At 58.4% G+C, this 19,392-nt stretch carries 17 protein-coding genes and 1 other RNA gene; 8 read left to right on the plus strand and 10 right to left on the minus strand.

Annotated features, from left to right (window positions below; genetic code table 11):
• Positions 1-3 precede the first annotated feature (3 nt).
• Positions 4-368: a transfer-messenger RNA gene (gene ssrA / locus NLK58_RS10355) on the plus strand.
• Between the two features lie 78 nt (positions 369-446).
• Here the strand turns inward: ssrA and NLK58_RS10360 are convergent.
• Entirely contained in the window at positions 447-1,793 is a 1,347-nt protein-coding gene (locus NLK58_RS10360) for a S41 family peptidase (protein ID WP_341582752.1), read from the minus strand.
• 138 nt (positions 1,794-1,931) lie between these two features.
• On the opposite strand from NLK58_RS10360, the gene NLK58_RS10365 reads away from it, so the two are divergent.
• Positions 1,932-2,588: an SDR family NAD(P)-dependent oxidoreductase gene (locus NLK58_RS10365; protein WP_117618464.1), complete on the plus strand. Its 657-nt coding sequence runs from the start codon at positions 1,932-1,934 to the stop codon at positions 2,586-2,588.
• Between the two features lie 187 nt (positions 2,589-2,775).
• On the plus strand, positions 2,776-3,663 hold the full coding sequence (locus NLK58_RS10370) for a chemotaxis protein (RefSeq protein ID WP_117618465.1): 888 nt from the start codon (positions 2,776-2,778) through the stop codon (positions 3,661-3,663).
• A gap of 30 nt (positions 3,664-3,693) precedes the next feature.
• Here the strand turns inward: NLK58_RS10370 and NLK58_RS10375 are convergent, their stop codons facing one another.
• The 4 genes from NLK58_RS10375 to mqo all read right to left on the minus strand — a co-directional run bounded on the left by NLK58_RS10375 (position 3,694) and on the right by mqo (position 10,366).
• Positions 3,694-5,364, minus strand: a complete 1,671-nt coding sequence (locus tag NLK58_RS10375; protein ID WP_341582795.1) for an acetolactate synthase large subunit — start codon at positions 5,362-5,364, stop codon at positions 3,694-3,696.
• A gap of 47 nt (positions 5,365-5,411) precedes the next feature.
• A complete protein-coding gene (locus tag NLK58_RS10380; protein WP_341580712.1) occupies positions 5,412-7,442 on the minus strand; it encodes a hypothetical protein in 2,031 nt (676 codons plus the stop codon).
• A 52-nt stretch (positions 7,443-7,494) separates the two neighbouring features.
• A complete protein-coding gene (locus tag NLK58_RS10385; RefSeq protein WP_117618467.1) occupies positions 7,495-8,727 on the minus strand; it encodes an acetyl-CoA carboxylase biotin carboxylase subunit family protein in 1,233 nt (410 codons plus the stop codon).
• 157 nt (positions 8,728-8,884) lie between these two features.
• The gene (gene mqo, locus NLK58_RS10390) at positions 8,885-10,366 is read right to left on the minus strand and encodes a malate dehydrogenase (quinone) (protein ID WP_341580713.1); all 1,482 of its coding nucleotides are present in this window, start codon (positions 10,364-10,366) and stop codon (positions 8,885-8,887) included.
• A 322-nt stretch (positions 10,367-10,688) separates the two neighbouring features.
• On the opposite strand from mqo, the gene nhaD reads away from it, so the two are divergent.
• The 4 genes from nhaD (at position 10,689) to NLK58_RS10410 (ending at position 14,681) form a co-directional block, all read left to right on the plus strand.
• Positions 10,689-11,939, plus strand: a complete 1,251-nt coding sequence (gene nhaD / locus NLK58_RS10395; protein ID WP_341580714.1) for a sodium:proton antiporter NhaD — start codon at positions 10,689-10,691, stop codon at positions 11,937-11,939.
• A gap of 9 nt (positions 11,940-11,948) precedes the next feature.
• Entirely contained in the window at positions 11,949-12,932 is a 984-nt protein-coding gene (locus NLK58_RS10400) for a calcium/sodium antiporter (protein ID WP_341580715.1), read from the plus strand.
• A gap of 134 nt (positions 12,933-13,066) precedes the next feature.
• A complete protein-coding gene (locus NLK58_RS10405; protein WP_341580716.1) occupies positions 13,067-14,293 on the plus strand; it encodes a sulfite oxidase in 1,227 nt (408 codons plus the stop codon).
• Positions 14,294-14,351: 58 nt separating this feature from the next.
• The gene (locus NLK58_RS10410) at positions 14,352-14,681 is read left to right on the plus strand and encodes a cytochrome c (protein WP_117618470.1); all 330 of its coding nucleotides are present in this window, start codon (positions 14,352-14,354) and stop codon (positions 14,679-14,681) included.
• 35 nt (positions 14,682-14,716) lie between these two features.
• Here the strand turns inward: NLK58_RS10410 and msrB are convergent, their stop codons facing one another.
• Positions 14,717-15,142, minus strand: coding sequence for a peptide-methionine (R)-S-oxide reductase MsrB (gene msrB / locus NLK58_RS10415; RefSeq protein WP_341580717.1), 426 nt, complete (start codon positions 15,140-15,142; stop codon positions 14,717-14,719).
• A 10-nt stretch (positions 15,143-15,152) separates the two neighbouring features.
• Positions 15,153-15,806: a peptide-methionine (S)-S-oxide reductase MsrA gene (msrA, locus tag NLK58_RS10420; protein WP_117618472.1), complete on the minus strand. Its 654-nt coding sequence runs from the start codon at positions 15,804-15,806 to the stop codon at positions 15,153-15,155.
• A 279-nt stretch (positions 15,807-16,085) separates the two neighbouring features.
• Here msrA and NLK58_RS10425 point away from each other — a divergent pair, with 279 nt between their 5' ends.
• Positions 16,086-17,060 carry a metallophosphoesterase gene (locus NLK58_RS10425; RefSeq protein ID WP_117618473.1) on the plus strand — a complete coding sequence of 325 codons (975 nt, stop codon included), beginning with the start codon at positions 16,086-16,088 and terminating at the stop codon, positions 17,058-17,060.
• On the opposite strand, the gene NLK58_RS10430 is transcribed toward NLK58_RS10425, so the two are convergent.
• The 3 genes from NLK58_RS10430 to NLK58_RS10440 all read right to left on the minus strand — a co-directional run bounded on the left by NLK58_RS10430 (position 17,057) and on the right by NLK58_RS10440 (position 19,308).
• Complete coding sequence (locus tag NLK58_RS10430) at positions 17,057-17,539, minus strand: CDP-archaeol synthase (protein ID WP_117618474.1); 483 nt, start codon at positions 17,537-17,539, stop codon at positions 17,057-17,059. The genes NLK58_RS10425 and NLK58_RS10430 overlap by 4 nt on opposite strands.
• Before the next feature lie 40 nt (positions 17,540-17,579).
• Complete coding sequence (locus tag NLK58_RS10435; RefSeq protein ID WP_117618475.1) at positions 17,580-18,956, minus strand: aspartate ammonia-lyase; 1,377 nt, start codon at positions 18,954-18,956, stop codon at positions 17,580-17,582.
• A gap of 67 nt (positions 18,957-19,023) precedes the next feature.
• On the minus strand, positions 19,024-19,308 hold the full coding sequence (locus NLK58_RS10440; protein WP_117618476.1) for a hypothetical protein: 285 nt from the start codon (positions 19,306-19,308) through the stop codon (positions 19,024-19,026).
• Positions 19,309-19,392: the final 84 nt, after the last annotated feature.

A 19,392-nucleotide genomic window follows, 5' to 3' on the forward strand; every position in this document is an offset into this window, starting at 1 on the left:
TAAGGGGACGACATGGCTTCGACGCTGGTGGCGATCCCTTGAGTGCATGTCGAGATGGCAGCGAATCTCGTTAATCCAAAGCTGCAACGCAATAGTCGCAAACGACGAAAACTACGCACTAGCAGCGTAAGCTGCTAGTCGTCCTGACCGGGTCGCCCGTAGCCCGGAAGCAACATCTCAGGACGTCATCGCTTACGGGATGCTCCGTTATCCAGAGTTCACTGGCTAGCGGCTAAGATTCAAAGAACTCGGTTCCTGCACCCTGGCTCTCGGGTCGCTCGAACTTAAATCAATAGAGAGACGCTAAACATGTAGACCTCAAGGCTGAGTACTGGCGGACGCGGGTTCAATTCCCGCCGTCTCCACCAACCAACCGAAAAGCCCCTGATTTTAGGGGCTTTTTTCGTTCTACACCGTCCGGAATATCCACCACCAAAGCACCCCCGTCACGCCCCGGCCAGCTTAAGCACCCGCTCCAACATCGGGTCCTTGCCCTCCTCTCGCCCCTTCCGGCCAAGGTAATACAGGCGGATATGGGGCGGGATACCGACATCTTCATACAACTCGCCGTCGTAGGCCCGGTAGATCTCGTTGGATAAGGTCAGGTGCCAGCCATTAGGCAGGTGGCGCTCAAGGGTATCGGAGAGGATGCCATGGGTGGGCTCGCCAATCAGGGTGAGGCGGGGATGTTGCAGCAACGAGAGCACAAAGATTTCTGCAGCACTGGCCGTCAACTCGCTGGTCAGCACAAACAGGTTGCCACGGAACGTCCTGCTGGCAGGCGCGACATGGATGCTCTGTTTACCGGTGAAGCCGTTGCCATGGCGGGCTGCCTTGGTGAAAGCCAGCCGCTTGCGATCCATCAGGTAGGCGGCAAACCGCAGCGCGACACCATCATAGCCGCCGCCGTTGCCGCGGAGGTCCACCACCAGATTGGGAAGCTCGCCAATATCGGTGAGCACCTTTTGCATTATACCGTCCACGGCGTTCAGGTCTGCCGCTGGCTGGCCGGTCTTGCCACTCTGGCCAGCCATGGCGCGGATATTGAGGTAGCCGATGGCCTCGTTGAGCCGCCCCCACTCCACCAGCCGGTTGCCGCCATGGCTTACGCCATTCGCCAGATATTCCTCATGGATGACATCGTGCAGCCATTCTTTCAGGTCGCCCAGATAACTGGTGAGTTCCCGGTCATCACGGGCGTCTTCCAGCTCCCGGGTCAGCCGCTGGTATAGCGCGGGGTGGGCACCGGCGCTGTAGTGGCCCGAAGGTGTGTGCAGGCGTATATGGCCGTCCTTCAGTGGCCGCAGCATGGCCGCCATGGTGGCAAACAGGGTTTCTCGTGAGCTGCCCGCGTGAATTTGCGGGCGATAGGTGCGGTACACCTCATCCCAGGCCACGCCTTTGAGTTCAAACAGGGCATACTGCTCGGCGAAGGTTCGCCAAAAGATCTCGAAGTTGTACTCCGGGTCCTTGGGGTCATGCTTGAGGGTTTCGGAGGCACTCGTTGGTAATGCTTTCAGGCGCCGAAAGCCAATACGTGCCACGCCACTGACACGGTGAGCACTGAATGCCTGTCCGCCAGGGGAGACCTCAAGGTCTTCGTAATAATGACTGAGTTCCTCAAGGCTGCCCGCATAAAGCTTCCGGCAACTGATGGCGGTTTCCTCAAACAAGGTATACCGGTCACTCTCGATCCGCAGTACCTTGCCATAACCTTGCGAGCGCCAGACACCCTGAAGGTTTTCGAAAACCGGGGCAGACGTGGCACGATTGCGCCGCTGGCTTAGCTTCATAGAGCACTCCAGGCCCGTTTGTGCGACGCTTGCAAGCATGGGCCCTGCGCCCGGGCATCGTAGGATCCTTACCAATAATTAGAGTAGTCAGTTCAACACTAAAAGGTAAGTAAACACCAACTTAAGGGAGACTCGCGAATGTCGATACTGATTACGGGTGCCAACCGTGGCATTGGCAGCGCACTGGCCACGGAGTGGCAAAGTGCAGGAGCCGAAGTTATTCCGACGGCCCGGAACTCCCCTGGCATGGAGCCGCTGGATGTCGCCGACCCGACCAGCATCAAGGCGCTGGCCCAACGGCTTGAGGGCCGTCCAATCTCCACCTTGATCTGCAATGCCGGTGTTTCTCTGGATAAATTCGATGATCTGGAAACGGGATATGCTCCGCAACTCTGGGCCCAGTCGTTTGCCGTCAATGTAACCGGTGTCTTTCTGGTGGTTCAGGCTTTGCTCCCCAACCTGCGAGCCAGCAGGGACGCCGGCGAAGCTCCAAAAATTGCGATCATTGCCAGCCAGATGGGTTCACAGAGTACCCCGGCGGGTAACCGGTTTATTTACAGGTCTTCCAAGGCCGCGGCCATAAATCTCGGGCGCAATCTGGCGGTGAGCCTTGAGAGGGAAGGTATAGCGGTGGGTATCTACCATCCGGGCTGGGTTGCGACAGACATGGGAGGCGATTCAGCAGATCTGACGTTGGAAGAAGCCGTGCCGGGCCTTCGCAATCAGATTGACAAGCTCACGATATCCGGGACCGGGTGCTTTAAATCCTGGGACGGGTCTGACTGTGCATTCTGAGTATCAGAAGGATTCTGTCACCATTTGAAACAAACCTCCTGAATTCCGTTTCACCATAAAGCTGCTACTATTGCTACAGAACTTTAGTCCCTGGGCTATGCAGCCTCCGGCAAGCGCCACACTGAACCAACCCCCTTGAAAAAGCTCCTGCCGCCGGGGGCTTTTGCATTTGAAAGGATCCGGCTTTATGTCCAGCAAAGCGAAGCAGACCCAGAAACTTCTGCTGTTCCGGCTTTCCGGCGAACGTCTGTTCGGCATTGGCACCCTGAAGATCCGCGAAATCCTGCCTTTCATGCGGTTGACCAAACTGCCTCACAGCCATCATGCGGTGATCGGTACGGCGACCTTCCGGGGTTCCGCGGTTCCGGTGATTGATATGGCGGCTGCAGTGGGCTATCCGCCGCTGAGCCGGGAAGAGCAGGAAAAGGCCTCGATTATTGTCACCGACATCCAGCGCCAGGAGATCGGCTTTCTGGTACGCAGCGTTCAGCAGATTATCGAAACCAACTGGAAAGCGGTGATGGCGCCGCCCAAGGCTTTGGGCAGCAAGGCCTTTATTACCGGTCTGCTGGACCTGGATGGCGATATCATCCAGTTGCTGGACGTGGAATTGCTGTTGGCCAAGGTGTACCCGGAATCACTGAACACGCAGGATGTGATGCTGACGGATGTTCAGAGCGAGACTCTCAAATCCCTGAACATCCTGATGGTGGATGACTCCCAAGTGGCCCGTAAGCAGTTGTCAGACGTGCTGGACAGCAAGGACATTCCCTATCAGGTAACCTCCAACGGCGATGACGCCCTGCAGATCCTGCTGAGGGATGACGAGCTGGGCCGACCCACGGACATTCTGGTCAGCGACATTGAAATGCCGGGGCTTGATGGTTACGAGCTGACGTTCAACGTGCGGGATAACTCGGCGTTGAAACAGCCCTACATTATTCTGCACACGTCATTGAACAGCGAGATGAGCCTGAGCTATGCCAACCAGGTGGGCGCCAATGAGGCGCTCACCAAGTTCGATGCAGAAGAATTGCTTAAGGCGATGCTGAGAGGGGCAGAGCAGGCCCGGTGAGCCCCGAACTCCGCAATAAAACTTAACCACTTACAGCCTGCAGGTCATCTCCGCCAATTCCTCGTCAAAGACCCGGCGGTTTTCGCTGTAATCCACCGGCACTTCGACCAGATGCACCCCGCCCCCGGCAAGGGCGCTTTCCAGAGTCGGCCGCAGCTCTTCCGTGCGGTTAATGCGGTGCCCGTGGGCGCCGTAGGATTGAGCGTAGGTGACAAAGTCAGGGTTGCGGTAGTCCAGGCCAAAATCGGTGTAGCCTTCCTGCCCCTGCTTCCACTTGATCATACCGTAGGCGCCATCACTGATGATCAGCACCACCAGGTTGAGCTCAAGGCGCACGGCGGTTTCCAGCTCCTGGCTGTTCATCATGAAACCGCCATCGCCACAGATGGCCATCACCTTGAGATCCGGGTACAGCATCGAGGCCATCATGCCGCTGGGCAGGCCGGCGCCCATGGAGGCCAGGGCGTTATCGAGCAAGACGGTGTTGTTGTCGTAGGCTGGATAGTTTCGGGCAAACCAGAGTTTGTACATGCCGTTGTCCAGCGCAATGATGCCGTCCTCCGGCATCACCTGGCGGACGTCATGGACAATCCTCTGGGGAATCACCGGGAAGCGGGGGTCTTCGGCCCGTTCCTGCAGGTGAGAGTCCACCGCCTGCTTCACCTCCATCAACCGGGTGAAATCATGATTGGAACACTGGCCACAATTCTCCGCCATGTATTCCACGCTGTTAGCGATATCCCCCACCACTTCGTGCTGGGGGAAATAGACAGGGTCCACATCGGCCGCGCTGAAATTCACATGAATCACTTTCTTGCCACCGGGAGTCATGAAAAATGGCGGTTTTTCCACCACATCATGGCCCACATTGATCACCAGATCGGCGCGGTCGATGGCACAATGCACAAAATCGCCGGCAGAGAGCGCGGCATTGCCGAGATAATGGGGATGCCGTTCATCGATAACACCTTTGCCCATTTGCGTCGTAAAGAACGGGATGCTGGTTACATTCACCAGGTGAAGCAGTGCCTCGGACACTCGCTTCCGGTTGGCACCGGCGCCAATCATGATCACCGGGTACCGGGCTTCACGCAACATGTCGCAGGCCATTTCCAGGCTCTTCTGGCTGGCCGTGGGCCGGCGGGCATCGCTGGGTTTGAAGATGTGGGTATCAGATTCCGGCTTCTCGGCTGCGATATCTTCTGGCAACTCAAGATGCACGGCTCCCGGGCGCTCTTCCGAGGCCAGCCGGAAGGCCTCCCGCACCTTGGCGGGTATGGTGTTGGCGTTACTGATCTGCCGAGTGTACTTGGTCAGCGGCCGCATCAGGTCCACCACATCCAGAATCTGGAAAAGGCCCTGTTTGGAGGATTTGATCGGCTTCTGGCCGGAAATCATCATCATGGGCATGCCGCCCAACTGGGCGTAGGCCGCAGCGGTAACGAGATTGGTGGCACCGGGCCCGAGCGTAGATAGGCAGACACCGACCCGGCCCGTCAGCCGCCCGTAGGTGGCCGCCATAAAGCCGGCCGCCTGTTCATGGCGATTGAGCACCAGTTGGATACTGGAGGTCCTCAGCGCTTCGAGAAACGCGAGGTTTTCTTCACCAGGCACCGCGAAAATGTATTTGACGCCTTCATTTTCCAGCGCCCGGATAAACAGCTCGGCTCCGTTACGGGCCGGATGTTGCTCGTTGGCCATGCGCTTCCTCTCGATCATGAGCTCCAGGTGATCAGCAGATTTCGGAATCACTCGGTTCTGGGTGGCTCCGCCTGGAGAGCATGGGCATCCGCGGGCACCCGGTCTGCACCCCAACTGCGATACACACCCTCTGTTACGCGGCGAAGTTCATCATCGCTCACTCCTGCCGGCTCACCCCGTTCCAGTGGATCATAGTGAAAAATGTAAAGCCGTGAAGTGAACATTTCAAAGGGCAGTGACGATTCCCCGAAGCGCTCGCCGCAACCGGAGGTACTCACCTGTACTCCGTCACCCCAGTTCTGGCCGCTGTCGTTGTTCGGGTTGAAGAAATACACCCGCATCTCGCCTTCCGGGTCCAGCGTCACCCGAAGAACGGTAATGGCGTGCCAGCCAATGAACCGGGCGGCACTGTCGGTAACCGCGATGCCGGCCGGTTGGGGGTGTATCAGCGGCTGATTGCCGTTGTAGTAGGGATGGTAACTGGCGTAAAAATGCCGGATAAACCCTTCCAGGTCAGTGAGCTTGCCGGTTGCCACATCCACATTGATGGCAAAGCCACGCCCGGCGGACCAGCCGTGGAATTCAGGGTTCACCCATTTATGGGGGTCGCCTTCACGGCCGATGCATAACCGGCCCATCTCAGCGTAGATCCGGTCCAGGTGTGGTACCACCACAAGAGAGACCGGATCGAGGTCCAGAGTTACTTCCGAAGCCACGCCGCCCGCGCTTCGGGCAGAGGAAACCGGCTGCCCCTCAAAATGCATGACGATTTCATTGTCCCGGGCCGCCCAGGCGACCATCTGCAACAGGTAATCCGGGTCGTTGTAGGCCCACATTGACAGGGCACGGGCAGACTGGCAGGTGGGGTTATTACCCTGCCCCACGCCCAGTGGCTGCCCCAGCATGTTCAGCACGCCCTGTATCAGCCAGGCAGCAGGCTGGGGCTGATAGCCATAGGCAAACTGCAGACGCTCCCGGGCCTCGGGGCAAACCGACAGCCGCACCTGGCGCCAGAGCGCCGGCGCCACCGGAGGCTGGTACAGAATACCCCGCTCCAGGAGCAGGGCCAGGCCGTAAAGGCCCTGGGCTGTCTCGGGAAAAATGGATTCCTCAATCAGGGTGCGCACCAGTTCGCTGTAGCAAAGCAGGCAGTCCCGCCCGGTGCTTGAAAGCCCCAGAGCATCACTGAGCAGCGAATTCCGATCCTCGAGGATAAAGCGAACAAAACAGGCGTGGTAAGGCGACACCAGGCCGGTGTCGTGCATGGACCGGGCAAAACCGGTAGCTTCGTTCTGTAACGCAGCGCTGTCCATGGATTCCAGCCGTTGCTGGTATACCGCCGTGCCCGGGTCTTCGCTGCAGGCCCGCGTAGGCCCGTACAGGCTGGAAATCAGCCGGTCGGCACCACGGCCGGCACTGCCCAGGTCAGCATCCGGATCTGCCCGGCAGATTGCGATCTGGGTGATCATCCGGCGCACGTCACTCACACGGATCGGCCGTTGCTCGAGAATGCGCCAGATCTCCTCGATCAGGCTATCGATGACGTGTTCATAGCCGATATGACTGGCCACATACTGAACCAGGGACTGACTGATCAGCGCCAGCTTACCCTGCTCCCGCTCCGCTTCGCCGGTCATCCCGAACAGCAGCCCCAGATTAATAGCCAGCACCTGGGTCAGGTAATGATGGGCCTGCTCCGCCGAAACGCTCGGATGCAGGTAGCTGCCCCGGGCTACCAATAACAGACGGAGCTCACTGAAGGCTTCAATCACCACGGTGTCGGCATTCTGGCTCTGCAGCGAGAAGGTGGTGAGTGAAGGCAGAAGGGTGGCGGGATCGGCCCAGTCGGTGCCGTCAAACACACCGGCCTCTTCAAGCCGCTGTGCTCGCGCCTCGATGGCCTGACATCCGTCCGGCTGCAAAAGCACACGCCGGGCAATATCAAACAGTTTGGGAAGTTTGCCGGCCTTTGCAAAAGGCCGGCTCTCTTCCATCGCCACAATGGAGTCGTCCAGTTTTTGCACCAGCTTGTCAAAGTTGACCACTGGTGCATGACTGACCGGTTGATTTTCACTCAAACGAGATTCCTCAGGGCCTGCATCAAACCCATTTCATTAATGCATGCCTCGATTATACATAGAAATCGAGTTCTTCCTGATGTTTGAGCAGATCCCGCATGACGTAGGGATCTTCACCGAAGAAGTAAACCAGCCCCCAGTGGGTACCGAATGCGGTGCGCTTGGTGACCGTCTCTTCCATCGGCGGTGTCAGTTCATGGGATTCAAAGTACTCGTGATTCTCGGTTTCTTCCGGAATCTCGAGGCGGCTGACCACGCGGCGACGCGGGTAAACACCGAAACAGCCGGCGTAACCTTTGGCATCCACCACTTCTTTCGGGAAGAACGCGGCGATTTCCTCTTCGGTGGTTTTCGGATCGAACGCCAGGATCATGCCCTGGTAGGCGTTGAAACCGTAGGCCCGTTCCAGCAGCTCGAAGACCTTGAAGCCAGGCGGCCGGTACGCCACCTCACCAAAGTACATGGTGCCATCGCTGGTCACGAAATACTCCGGATGGACAAAGCCGAATTCAATATCAAAAGTCTTGATCAGCTTTTCGATCTCAGCGGTAATCTGGGCACGGTATTTTTCCAGGTCCGGCGTGGCTGGCACGAATACCGAATAACCAAGAGTGACGTACTCGGAAATGTTCAGGAAGCGGATCTTTCCGTTGTGGATCCAGGCCTCGACAGCGAACTCCCAGCCATCCAGGTGGGACTCCATCAGTACCGGAAATTCCTCATCAGGAATGGTATCCACCTCATCCGGGGTACGAATCACCCGATGCCCCAGGCAGCCGGCCTTGTCGAAGGCCTTGAGGTGAATGGGGTCGTTCGGATCCCCGTCCAGTTTCAGCAGGGTCTGGTTCACCCGCTTCAGGAAGCGGATGACGTCATCATGGTCATGGGCTTCTTCAAAAATACCCACCCGGATACCGCCCAGCTGGGCGCGGCGTTTCATCAGTGCCTTGTCGCGCAGCAACATGGCCTGGCCAAAGAGCCTTGGATTGCCCATCAGCACCGAGTTGATGGCTCCGGCCCACTCTACGGTCTCTTCAAACAGGGGGATGGCAACGTCCACTCCCTTGTCCTGGAGGATATGGGCAATCTCGACGGAACGGTCATTCAGGCGTTCGAAGTTCCAGGGCACGTAAGGAATATCGTGCTCTGTGCAGTAGGCCTCGGCCCAGTCGGGCGCGACGACCACATAGCGGCGGTCGAACTTGTCAGCCGCTTCAATGGCATTCAGGCTCCAGCCCAACAGCGCGATATACCCTTTCTCAGGATTGTAGTTTTGCTCGGTCATAGGCTCACTCCTTTACTCAGGGTTTGCCTTATAACCCTACGCGGACAGCACAAAATCGCAAATTTTGTGCCCTACTTAACCCAAAAAAGCACTGTGACTGCCTGGAGCGAATCCAGCAACCACAGTGCTTTCCGGTTTCTTAGATCGTTTGGGAATATCAGCCCAGTTTCAGGGTAGACAGGGCCCGCTCCCGGACTTTGGTCAGCAGCGCTTCATCATTCACCAGGGACTGGCCATAGGACGGCACCAGTTCCTTCATGCGCCCCTGCCACTGCGGAGTCCTGATCTTATCCGGGAAGCAACGCTCGATAACGTTGATCATCGCATTGGCCGCCGTGGACGCTCCGGGCGAGGCTCCCAGCAACGCTGCCAGGGTGCCGTCTTTGGCCGCCACTATTTCGGTGCCGAATTCCAGCTTGCCGCCACCACCATCAATCTGCTTGATAATCTGTACCCGCTGGCCGGCCATCCGAAGCTGCCAGTCTTCCTCTTTCGCTTCCGGGAAGAAATTGCGCAGCGATTCAACCCGGTCCGGGTGCGACTGGAACACCTCACCAATAAGGTAGCGGGTCAGGTCCATATTGCTCTTGCTGACCGAGAGCATTGGCCTCAGATTGGTGGGTTTCACCGAACCGAACAGGTCAAAGATGGAGCCCTGCTTGAGGAACCGGGTGGTAAAGCCCGCAAACGGTCCGAACAGCAATGCCGGCTCACCGTTGATGATACGGGTATCCAGGTGCGGCACGGACATCGGGGGCGCCCCGATTGGTGCCTTGCCGTAAACCTTGGAGTGATGCTGCTCAACGATGTCCGGCTTGCGACATACCAGCCACTGACCACTGACCGGGAAACCGCCGTAGCCAAGGGCTTCATCAATGCCGGATTTCTGCAGCAGCGGCAGGGCACCACCACCGGCGCCCAGAAACACAAAGCCGGTCTCCAGCTTGATCAGCTCTCCGGTTTTCTGGTTTTTGACACGCACTTTCCAGCGGCCGTTATCACGCTGGTCGATGTAATGCACGGGGCAGTTGGTCATCAGCTCGAAGTTCGGCTGGGTTTCCAGCCACTTGACCATACTGCGGGTGAGTGAACCAAAATCCACGTCCGAGCCGTGCCTGATCCGGGTGGCAGCCACGCGCTGCATCGGATCCCGGCTCTTGACCACCAGGGGCATCCACTCTTCCAGATCCTTCGGGGACTCGGTGTATTCCATTTCACGGAACAGGTGGTGAGCACTCAGACGCTCGAACCGGCGTTTCAGGAAGGCAACGTCTTTCTCACCCCAGACAAAACTCTGGTGCGGCGTACGATTAATAAAGCTGGTGGGCTCTGGCAGAATGCCCTGCTCAACCAGATACGACCAGAGCTGCAGCGACACCTCGAACTGGGCATTGATCTGCAGGGCGCGTTCGATGGCCACATCGCCATCGTCGGTTTCGGGCGTGTAGTTGAGCTCGCAGTAGCCGGCGTGGCCGGTGCCTGCGTTGTTCCATCCGTCCGTGCTTTCATGGGCAACGTGGTCGAGACGCTCCACCATGACGATGTCCAGGGACGGATCCAGCTGCCTGAGCATCATGCCGAGAGTGGCGCTCATGACGCCACCGCCGACCAGCACTACGTCTGCCTGTCTAACGGCCATTGGTTTTCACCCTAGCTAGTGTTGAGCTTTTTTGCCCCCTCACGATCAGCAAGAAGGCCTGTCGGAAGCCGGCCCGGCGCAAGGTATAAGAGCGCCGCCGTCTGCTTCCGGTCTGAATGTGTGCGCGATTATCCCGATTTTCGCCGAAATAATAAATTGCGATTGTCAATCGATGCGCTTTTCAGGCTATCGCCGATGGTTCAGAGGCTGTATGTCCCACTTACGAACAGTGGTTTGCTACGGGTCAAAGGTCTAAAATCCGGCCGCGTAATCTGTCTGGCCGGCTCCGGCCTTTATTCTGAAAACCAGGACGGGATTTCCCATGTCTGCCCTTGAAGCGATTCTGATTATTTTCGCAGTTCTGGCGCTGTTGGGCGTCATCTTTGAAGAAGCCATCCACATCAATAAGGCCAAGGTTACACTGTTCTTTGGCACCATGAGCTGGGTGGTTCTGTTTCTGTTCAGCGATAACGCCGAACAGACCTCAGCCATCTCCGCAGGACTCTCAGAGAGCATTGCCGAAATCGCGGGGCTCTGGCTGTTTCTTGTTGCAGCCATGACATTCGTCGCTTACCTGAACAAGAAGGGTATGATCGAAAACGTGATTTACCTGATCATGCCGAAGCAGGTGAGCGAACGGCGGCTACTGTTCCTGACCGGCCTTTTCTGCTTCATTTTCTCCTCTTTGGCAGACAATATCACCGCCACTTTAGTCTCATGCTCACTGATTCTTTCCCTGGATCTTGAGCTGAAAAAGCGAATCCAGTTCGTCACCCTGGTGGTTTTCGCAGTCAACTCCGGAGGCGTATCACTGATCACCGGGGACGTCACTACGTTGATGATTTTCCTGGCGGACAAGGTGGAAATACTGACCTTGCTGACGCTGGCCATCCCGGCCTCGATCACGGTTTTCATCCTTGCCCTGTTCCTTTCAGGAGGACTGACAGGAACAGTCACACTTCGCTCCAACACCACCCCGGTCCGGCCCGTGGACGCCATCATCAGCGGCCTGTTTTTGTTAACAATCCTGTGCACCATTGTCGGCAATGCCCTGTTCAGCATTCCGCCGGTTCTGACCTTCCTGTTTGGCCTCTCGATCATGTTTCTGGTGTCGCGATTGATGAGCGATGACTCCGACCTGGACCCGATTCTGGAATACATCCGTATTATCGAATTCGAGACCTTGCTGTTCTTCCTGGGCATCCTGCTGCTGGTGGGCATGCTCAAGGAGATTCATGCGCTCGATTCCCTGGTGGCCATATACGACATTCTGCCACCACTGTACGCCAACTACCTGATGGGCATTTTCTCGGCGGTCATCGATAACGTACCGCTGACCGCAGCACTGCTGAAGGCGGGCATCAACATGAGCCCCGGCGAGTGGATGGGGCTGACCTACGCGGTCGGCGTGGGCGGCTCATTGCTGGTGATCGGTTCGGCCGCCGGGATTGTTGCCATGAGCAAGATTCCGGGGCTGACCTTTGCGGCCTACATGCGGTATCTTGCACATCTTCTCGCAGCTTACACCCTAGGTTATACAGGGGTTTACATGCTTGGACGTTTCATCAACTGAGGTTTTTCTATGCTAATGGCATTTGGCGCAATCATCGCCGGCCTGATTCTGCTGGTCTGGAGTGCTGACAAGTTCGTGGAGGGCGCTGCGGCGACCGCCAAGCACCTGGGTATGCCAACCCTGCTGATCGGCATGGTGATCATCGGTTTTGGAACTTCAGCCCCGGAACTGGCGGTTTCCGCCATGGCCGCCGCGGACGGCAATCCCGGTCTGGCCCTGGGGAATGGTTACGGCTCCAACATTACCAACATCGCCCTGATCGTCGGCCTGACGGCGATCATCGCACCGATTGCGGTGCACTCTCAGGTCATTCGCAAAGAGTTGCCCTTGCTGATCGTGCTGACGCTGATTGCCGGCGCCCAATTGCTCGACGGCGAACTGTCACGGCTGGACGGCTGGGTATTACTGGCGGTTTTTGCCGCGGTAATGGGCTGGTCCATCTATCAGGGCATGAAAGGCAAGGCCGACCCGCTGGCCGGAGAGACAGGTGCCGAAATCATCGCCCACCCCATGCCCCTGAAAACCGCCATCATCTGGCTGGTTATCGGCCTGATTCTGCTGATCGTCAGCTCCCGCCTGCTGGTGTGGGGCGCCGTCACCATTGCCCAGAGCCTGGGAGTCAGCGATCTGGTGATCGGTCTGACCATCGTTGCCATTGGCACATCCCTTCCGGAACTCGCCTCGGCCCTCGCTGCCGTAAAAAAGAACGAGCACGATCTGATCATTGGCAATATCCTGGGCTCGGGCATTTTCAACACCCTGGCCGTCGTGGGTCTGGCTGCCGCGATCCAGCCGCTGTCTGTTGATCCGGAAGTCCTGTACCGGGACTGGACATTAATGCTGGCGTTAACGGTGGGCCTGTTCCTGATGGGCTTTGGCCTGGCCGGCCGGCGCAAACAGGTCAGCCGGGTTGACGGCACCATCCTGGTGCTGGTTTACGTGGCGTACACCGGCTACCTGCTCTCCACTGTGGTCACCGCCGGAGCCACCTGAACCTCCCCGGATAACGCACAAAATAATTGCTCAATTATTAGCCAGGCCCTATAAGTAATAAGGATATTACCTGCTCGCGCCAACCGGGCAGCCCATCGCCGTCCAACGACAAGCCCAACAAGGAGAGACGGATCATGAAACCCGAAACAGCCCTACAACGAGGCCCGAATAATCCGGACCCTGAGAACCCGGCCCGCCGAAGCCTTCTGGTCGGCAGTGCCGGCGCCATGGCCGCAGTGAGCCTGCTTGGCTTCACGCCGCTGGCCAGGACCGAGGAGCCGAAATCGCTGCCCGATTACGCCGCATGGAAAGAACGCAACGCCCTGATTGTGCACAGCGCCAACACCATGGAAACCCGGCGGGGCGCTATCGGAAACGGCGTCATCACGCCCAGCGATCGCCTGTTCATTCGCAATAACCTGCCGGCCCCTCCGGCCTCGGTAACCGAAGATCCTGACATCTGGGAAGTTCGTATCGAAGGCGTCAAAAATCCTCGCACCCTGACGGTCGGGGATCTCAAGAAGATGGGCGTCACCACCGTTGCCTCTGTACTGCAATGCTCCGGTAACGACCGGGCCTTCTTCCCGCACGGGGCCAGCGGCACCCAGTGGTCTGTTGGTGCCGCAGGCTGCATCATGTGGACCGGCGTACCCCTGAAAGATGTGGTGGAAGCGCTGGGCGGCCCGGCAGAGGGTGCCCGCTACATCACCAGCACCGGCGGTGAAACACTGCCTGATGGCCTTGATCCCAAGACGATTATCGTGGAGCGTTCAGTGCCCACCCGGGCAATGCAAAGTGCGTTGCTGGCCTGGGAGATGAACGACAAACCACTGACCCACACCCATGGCGGCCCGCTGCGCATGGTAGTGCCCGGCTACTACGGCGTGAACAACGTCAAGTATGTGAAAAACATTGCCTTTACCGAGAACCAGACCGACGCCAAGATCCAGGCCTCCGGCTACCGGATACGCGCCGTTGGTGTGAAAGGCGCACCGGACCAGCCGTCCATGTGGGAGATGAATGTCAAATCCTGGGTCACGGCGCCACTGGAAACTGCGCGGAGTGGCCGGAACATGATCTACGGCGTGGCCTTTGGCGGCACCGTAGCCCTGGAAAAAGTGGACGTGTCCCTGGATGGCGGCAAAACCTGGAAACAGGCCCGCTTCCTGGGCCCGGACCTGGGGCCCCATGCCTGGCGACCCTTTGTGATGGCTGCAGAGCTGCCTGCCGGCGAACATCGTATTGTCAGCCGGGCAACAGATACTCATGGCAACAGTCAACCGGAGGGCCGGATCGATAACGAACGTGGCTACGGCCACAATGGCTGGGGCGACCACGGAGTCACGGTCACCGTCAGTTAATAACCCACGGGGCTGGCCAGGGAAAACGGCCGCCCCGACTCTCTCGGAATGCAAGAACATGAGAAAGACTGCAGTACTTGCAGTACTGTTGGCGGCCCCCCTGACCGGACTCTCGCCTCTGGCGCAGGCCGGTGATATCGAGAAGGGAAAACAGGTTTTCACCCAGGAGGCGCAGCCATCCTGCACTGTGTGTCACACCCTTGCAGACGCAGGCTCTGCTGGCGCTATCGGCCCGAATCTGGACGAACTGAAGCCGTCCAGAGAACAGGTTATCAACGCTGTCACCGGTGGCGTTGGCATCATGCCGGCGTTCAGTGAATTCCTGTCCTCGGAACAAATCAGGGCCGTGGCGCATTACGTCGCCAGGGCCACAGGTGGGGATAAGTAAGATTCCGGGGGCGGAACCGCCCCCGTTTGCAAGGTTTATACGTTTTCCCTGAACACCATCGCGACCGAGTTCAGGCAGTAGCGCTGCCCGGTCGGTGGCGGACCGTCCGGAAAGACGTGCCCCAGATGACTATCGCACCGTGGACACCGGATTTCGGTACGGCTCATGCCCAGGCTGGTGTCTTCGATATAGCGGATATGGTCTGAATCAAGGGGCTGAAAGAAACTCGGCCAGCCGGTCCCTGAATCAAACTTGGAGCTGGAACTGAACAGTGGCAGGTCACAGAGCCGACAGTGGTAGACGCCGGCTTTTTTGTTGTCCAGCAATGTGCCGCAGAACGGGTGCTCGGTACCGTGGTCCAGCAGCACACGTTTTTCATCAGCCGACAGGTCCGCGGCTTTCTCCTCAACCTGTGCCTTGGTCAGTGGTGTCAGGTCATAACCTGCAGCGGAAACTCCCATATGTGCCTCCTCAGGCCATGCTGTCTGTGCCGTTGCCCGTGTACTCAGGTTTCAGGCGGTCACCATAACTGTCCACCAGTTTTTCCATTTTCGGCGCGGCGACGGCCATAATGTAGGGCTGGTGCGGGTTCCGGGCGGCAAAGTTCTGGTGGCACTCCTCCGCCGGGTAAAACGCTTCCAGCGGTTCCAGCGTGGTCACAATCGGATCCGGATAGACGCCGGCCTGATTGAGCTGGTGGATATAGGCCTCTGCTACCCGTCTCTGCTCCGGTGTTTGGTAGAAAATGGCAGAACGGTACTGGCTGCCACGGTCATTGCCCTGACGGTTGAGCTGGGTAGGGTCATGAGCCACGGAGAAAAACACTTTGAGCAGCTCGCCAAAACCGACCTTTGCCGGATCATAGTGAACATCCACCACCTCGGCGTGCCCGGTGGTACCGGTGCACACTGCCTCGTAATTGGCTGAGCTGGAATGCCCACCGGCATAACCGGACTGCACGCGGGTTACGCCATCAATGGCCAGGAACACCGCCTCGACGCACCAGAAACAACCGCCAGCCAGAACGACTCGCTGCTCACCCCCGGCTGCTGGCAGATCCTGCCCGGGATCCGGAAAACGGCTTCGGGGTACGCTCAGACCTGTAATACTGCACGATGTCGTCATGGTGACCTCTGCGTTCGGGTTTGTCTGCCTGTAAGGAATGGATTGTGGCTGGAAATTGGCAGATTTGCCAACTGCCGGGAAGACAGCCTTTCACTACCTGCGCTCTCTATCATTAGTACCTTGTTTATATTCGTTATCGGGTATTGAACACGGCTCTGGCATCAAACATGAACATTGTGTCGTTTTGGTTGCATACCATTGAGGGCCAACCATAATGACAGACAGGGTTTGCCACTTTGCACATCGGCCATGCCCGGCTCGGCATACAAAGGAAGAAAAATGACGGCAAGGGCCCGCACACCGGAAAACCAGGACGAACTCCTGGAATACCGCCTGAGCCTGAGACTTGGCCCCGTTCATGCCCGCCAGAGACTCGGCATTGAACGGGAAGCCGAAGCGAAGGTTTTCGGGCAGGATCACAGCTCCTTCCATCTGGAAAACTGGGCCACGGCTCCCGGTTTTATCCGTACCTGCCTGATAATGGTGGGGATGTGGGGTCGTGGCCAGAACAACAGCCGGCGCCTGAACACGGTGCACAATCGATTCCACCTGCCAAACCTGCCAGCCGCCTTTGAAGGTTACCGCATTCTGCACCTGACGGATCTGCATGTGGACATGGACGAGGCCAACCTGCAGGCAGTTCTGCGCGAGATCGAGCCCCTGGACTACGATCTGTGTGTACTGACCGGTGACTACCGCAAGCTCACGTGCGGGCCCATCGAAGATGCCCTCGACGGCATGTCCCGACTGCGTGATGGCATCCGGGGCAAAGCCTACGCCGTGCTCGGCAACCACGACAGTGTCCGCATGGTGCCGGCACTGGAAGACATGGGCTACCAGCTATTAATGAACGAAATGGCCCCCCTTGGACGTAAGGGCCAGACCCTGTACCTGGCGGGCGTGGACGATGCCCACTTCTTCAAGGTGCACAACCTGCATCGGGCCGGCGACAACATCCCGGCCGGGGGAACCAGCATTCTGCTCAGTCACACCCCGGAGATATGGCGCGAAGCCGCCCACGCCGGTTATGACGTATTTCTGTGCGGCCACACCCACGGCGGCCAGATCTGCCTGCCCGGTGGCATTCCCGTCACCCTGGATTCTAATTGCCCGCGCAGCCTTGGGCGCGGTTACTGGCGGATGAATGGCATGCAGGGTTACACCTCACCCGGCTCCGGCACTTCGGTGGTGAACGCCCGGTTGAACTGCCCTCCGGAGGTCACCATCCATACCCTGACGCGAGGGCCGGATTAATGGGGCTGCCGGCGGATGCCGATGCGATAGAGCAACGGTGAAGCGAAGATGTTCGACAGGGTAAAGAGCACCACCACACCAATGACCACCCAGCCACTGACAGGCAACCACCACATTGCCAGCAACATGGGCAGTAGCGATTCGGGGATCTGATCCAGACCCAGGGCCCTGGCGCTGGAAGCCAGGCCCCACCGCCGCTTGACGAAGCTGCTCAGCATGTCACCAATGAGCCCGAAAACGCCGAACATAAACCCGAAAATGAATCCCAACCCGGTGATCAGTGAAAACAGCCCGCAGGCGAGGGCCCCAGACACTACACCCCGCCAGGTCTTGCTTTTACCCAGGATGGGGCGGCCGTCTTTCCACAGGCGGCCACCATCAACCGGCGCCGACCAAATGCCCTTGAGCAGGCCGGCAGCAACTACCGGTGCCCCATTGGCAAGCACCAGCATGACAAACAGCTCCAGGGATATCAGCAAGCGCGTGGGCTCCCTCTGGTACAGTCGGTCATATAACCGGTCAGGCGATGCCGCCCCGGGTCAGCTTCAGCGGATCCATGAGTTCTTCAAGCCTGTCGCGGCTCAGACCGCTGCGCTCCTCGGCAACATCGATCACCGGTCGCCCGGTGCGGTAGGCCTCCTTCGCAATATCCGCCGCCAGGCTGTAACCGATTTCGGGATTCAGCGCGGTTACCAGCACCGGGTTCCGTCCCACTCCGGCATTCAGGTTGTCAGCGTTGACTGTGAAATCCCGGATCGCCTTGTTCGCCAGCATAATCGACGCATTGGTAAGCAGGTCCGTCATGTCCAGCAGGTTACCGGCCACCAGGGGCAGCATCACATTGAGCTGGAAGTTTCCGGACTGTCCGGCCATGGCCACCGCGCTGTCCAGGCCCGTGACCTGGGCTGCGACCATGGCCACCGATTCCGGAATCACCGGGTTCACCTTACCTGGCATAATGCTGCTGCCCGGTTGCAGCGCCGGCAGGCTGATTTCGGCCAGGCCATGAATCGGCCCGCTGTTCATCCAGCGCAGGTCGTTGGCGATCTTGGTGAGCACAATCGCCACACCGCGCAGCTGGGCAGAAAGCGCCACCGGACCATCCACCGCACTCTGGCCGGTAAACTTGTGTTCCAGTGAGGTAAAAGAGTAGCCGGTATTGGCACGCAGGAACTTGATGAACTGGCCGGAAAATTCCGGTAATGCGTTGATACCGGTGCCTACCGCGGTACCACCCTGGGGCACGGCCAACAGTTCGTCCGCTGCCGCTTCCACCCGTTTCTCCGCGGCCAGAAGCTGCTCCCGCCAGGTTCTCAGTTCCTGACCCAGGGTAACCGGCATGGCGTCCATCAGGTGGGTTCGTCCGGTTTTTACCTGGCTTGAGAAAGCCGCCTCCTGCTCATAGATCACGCCGCGCAGGTGCGAGAGTGCCGGCAGAAGTTTTTCCTTCACGGCGGCGACTGTGCTGACGTGAATGGCCGTTGGGATCACATCATTGGAGCTCTGGCTCATGTTGACATGATCATTCGGATGCACCTCGTAACCGGCGTTGCGGGCGATGCTGGCAATCACCTCATTCACATTCATGTTGGTGCTGGTCCCCGAACCGGTCTGATACCGGTCGACCGGAAACTGGTCCGCGTACGCGCCGTCCACCAGATTCTGGCAAGCCTCTGCAATCGCGTCCCGAAGATCGTTGTCCAGAAGTCCGAGACTGGTATTCGCCTCCGCTGCCGCACGCTTGATCTGCGCCACTGCGGCAATGAACGCCTGGGGCATCGGCTGGCCACTGACCTGGAAATTCTCGACCGCACGCTGGGTCTGCGCGCCCCAGAGCGCGTCCGTGGGAACCTGGATGTCTCCGAGACTGTCGGTTTCCGTTCTGTATTCGCTCATGCTCCCTCCTGTCCGTCCGTTTGCACTTTGGCCCCTCCGGCGTTTACGTAACGCTGCCGGCTGTGTCTCAGCCGCCGCCCTGGGATCTCAACCGGACATGGTCGCAAATGCCGGTTACCTGCTCAAAATTCAGGATCAGGGTATGAACGGTATTGGTGTAGGTATCGTGCAGGTGAAACTTGTACCGGTGCTGCTTTTCACCCTGCAGGAAACCATCGTATTCACGTACCAGCTCCCGCACGTCGCCCCCGGAATCCTGGTTCCAGGTGGCGTTGAACGGGCCCAGAACGGCACCGCCGGCCAGGCATACAGTGACTTCATGGTTGGTAAGGCTGTTTTCCGGAATACTCATGGCTAATCTCCCTTCAGGTCTGCCTTTGGTAAGTGTAGTCCGGCGGATCTTTCTTTGTGCGGTAATGCCCTGCTTTGTGCGGTA

Source organism: Marinobacter metalliresistant (genome assembly GCF_038098645.1).
Classification (GTDB): Bacteria; Pseudomonadota; Gammaproteobacteria; order Pseudomonadales; family Oleiphilaceae; genus Marinobacter; species Marinobacter metalliresistant.

Coding starts and splice junctions, on each gene's coding strand:
- NLK58_RS10360 (WP_341582752.1), bottom strand. CDS start 1,793: ATGAAGCTAAGCCAGCGGCGCAATCGTGCCACGTCTGCCCCGGTTTTC.
- NLK58_RS10365 (WP_117618464.1), top strand. CDS start 1,932: ATGTCGATACTGATTACGGGTGCCAACCGTGGCATTGGCAGCGCACTG.
- NLK58_RS10370 (WP_117618465.1), top strand. CDS start 2,776: ATGTCCAGCAAAGCGAAGCAGACCCAGAAACTTCTGCTGTTCCGGCTT.
- NLK58_RS10375 (WP_341582795.1), bottom strand. CDS start 5,364: ATGGCCAACGAGCAACATCCGGCCCGTAACGGAGCCGAGCTGTTTATC.
- NLK58_RS10385 (WP_117618467.1), bottom strand. CDS start 8,727: ATGACCGAGCAAAACTACAATCCTGAGAAAGGGTATATCGCGCTGTTG.
- mqo (WP_341580713.1), bottom strand. CDS start 10,366: ATGGCCGTTAGACAGGCAGACGTAGTGCTGGTCGGCGGTGGCGTCATG.
- nhaD (WP_341580714.1), top strand. CDS start 10,689: ATGTCTGCCCTTGAAGCGATTCTGATTATTTTCGCAGTTCTGGCGCTG.
- NLK58_RS10400 (WP_341580715.1), top strand. CDS start 11,949: ATGCTAATGGCATTTGGCGCAATCATCGCCGGCCTGATTCTGCTGGTC.
- NLK58_RS10405 (WP_341580716.1), top strand. CDS start 13,067: ATGAAACCCGAAACAGCCCTACAACGAGGCCCGAATAATCCGGACCCT.
- NLK58_RS10410 (WP_117618470.1), top strand. CDS start 14,352: ATGAGAAAGACTGCAGTACTTGCAGTACTGTTGGCGGCCCCCCTGACC.
- msrB (WP_341580717.1), bottom strand. CDS start 15,142: ATGGGAGTTTCCGCTGCAGGTTATGACCTGACACCACTGACCAAGGCA.
- msrA (WP_117618472.1), bottom strand. CDS start 15,806: ATGACGACATCGTGCAGTATTACAGGTCTGAGCGTACCCCGAAGCCGT.
- NLK58_RS10425 (WP_117618473.1), top strand. CDS start 16,086: ATGACGGCAAGGGCCCGCACACCGGAAAACCAGGACGAACTCCTGGAA.
- NLK58_RS10435 (WP_117618475.1), bottom strand. CDS start 18,956: ATGAGCGAATACAGAACGGAAACCGACAGTCTCGGAGACATCCAGGTT.
- NLK58_RS10440 (WP_117618476.1), bottom strand. CDS start 19,308: ATGAGTATTCCGGAAAACAGCCTTACCAACCATGAAGTCACTGTATGC.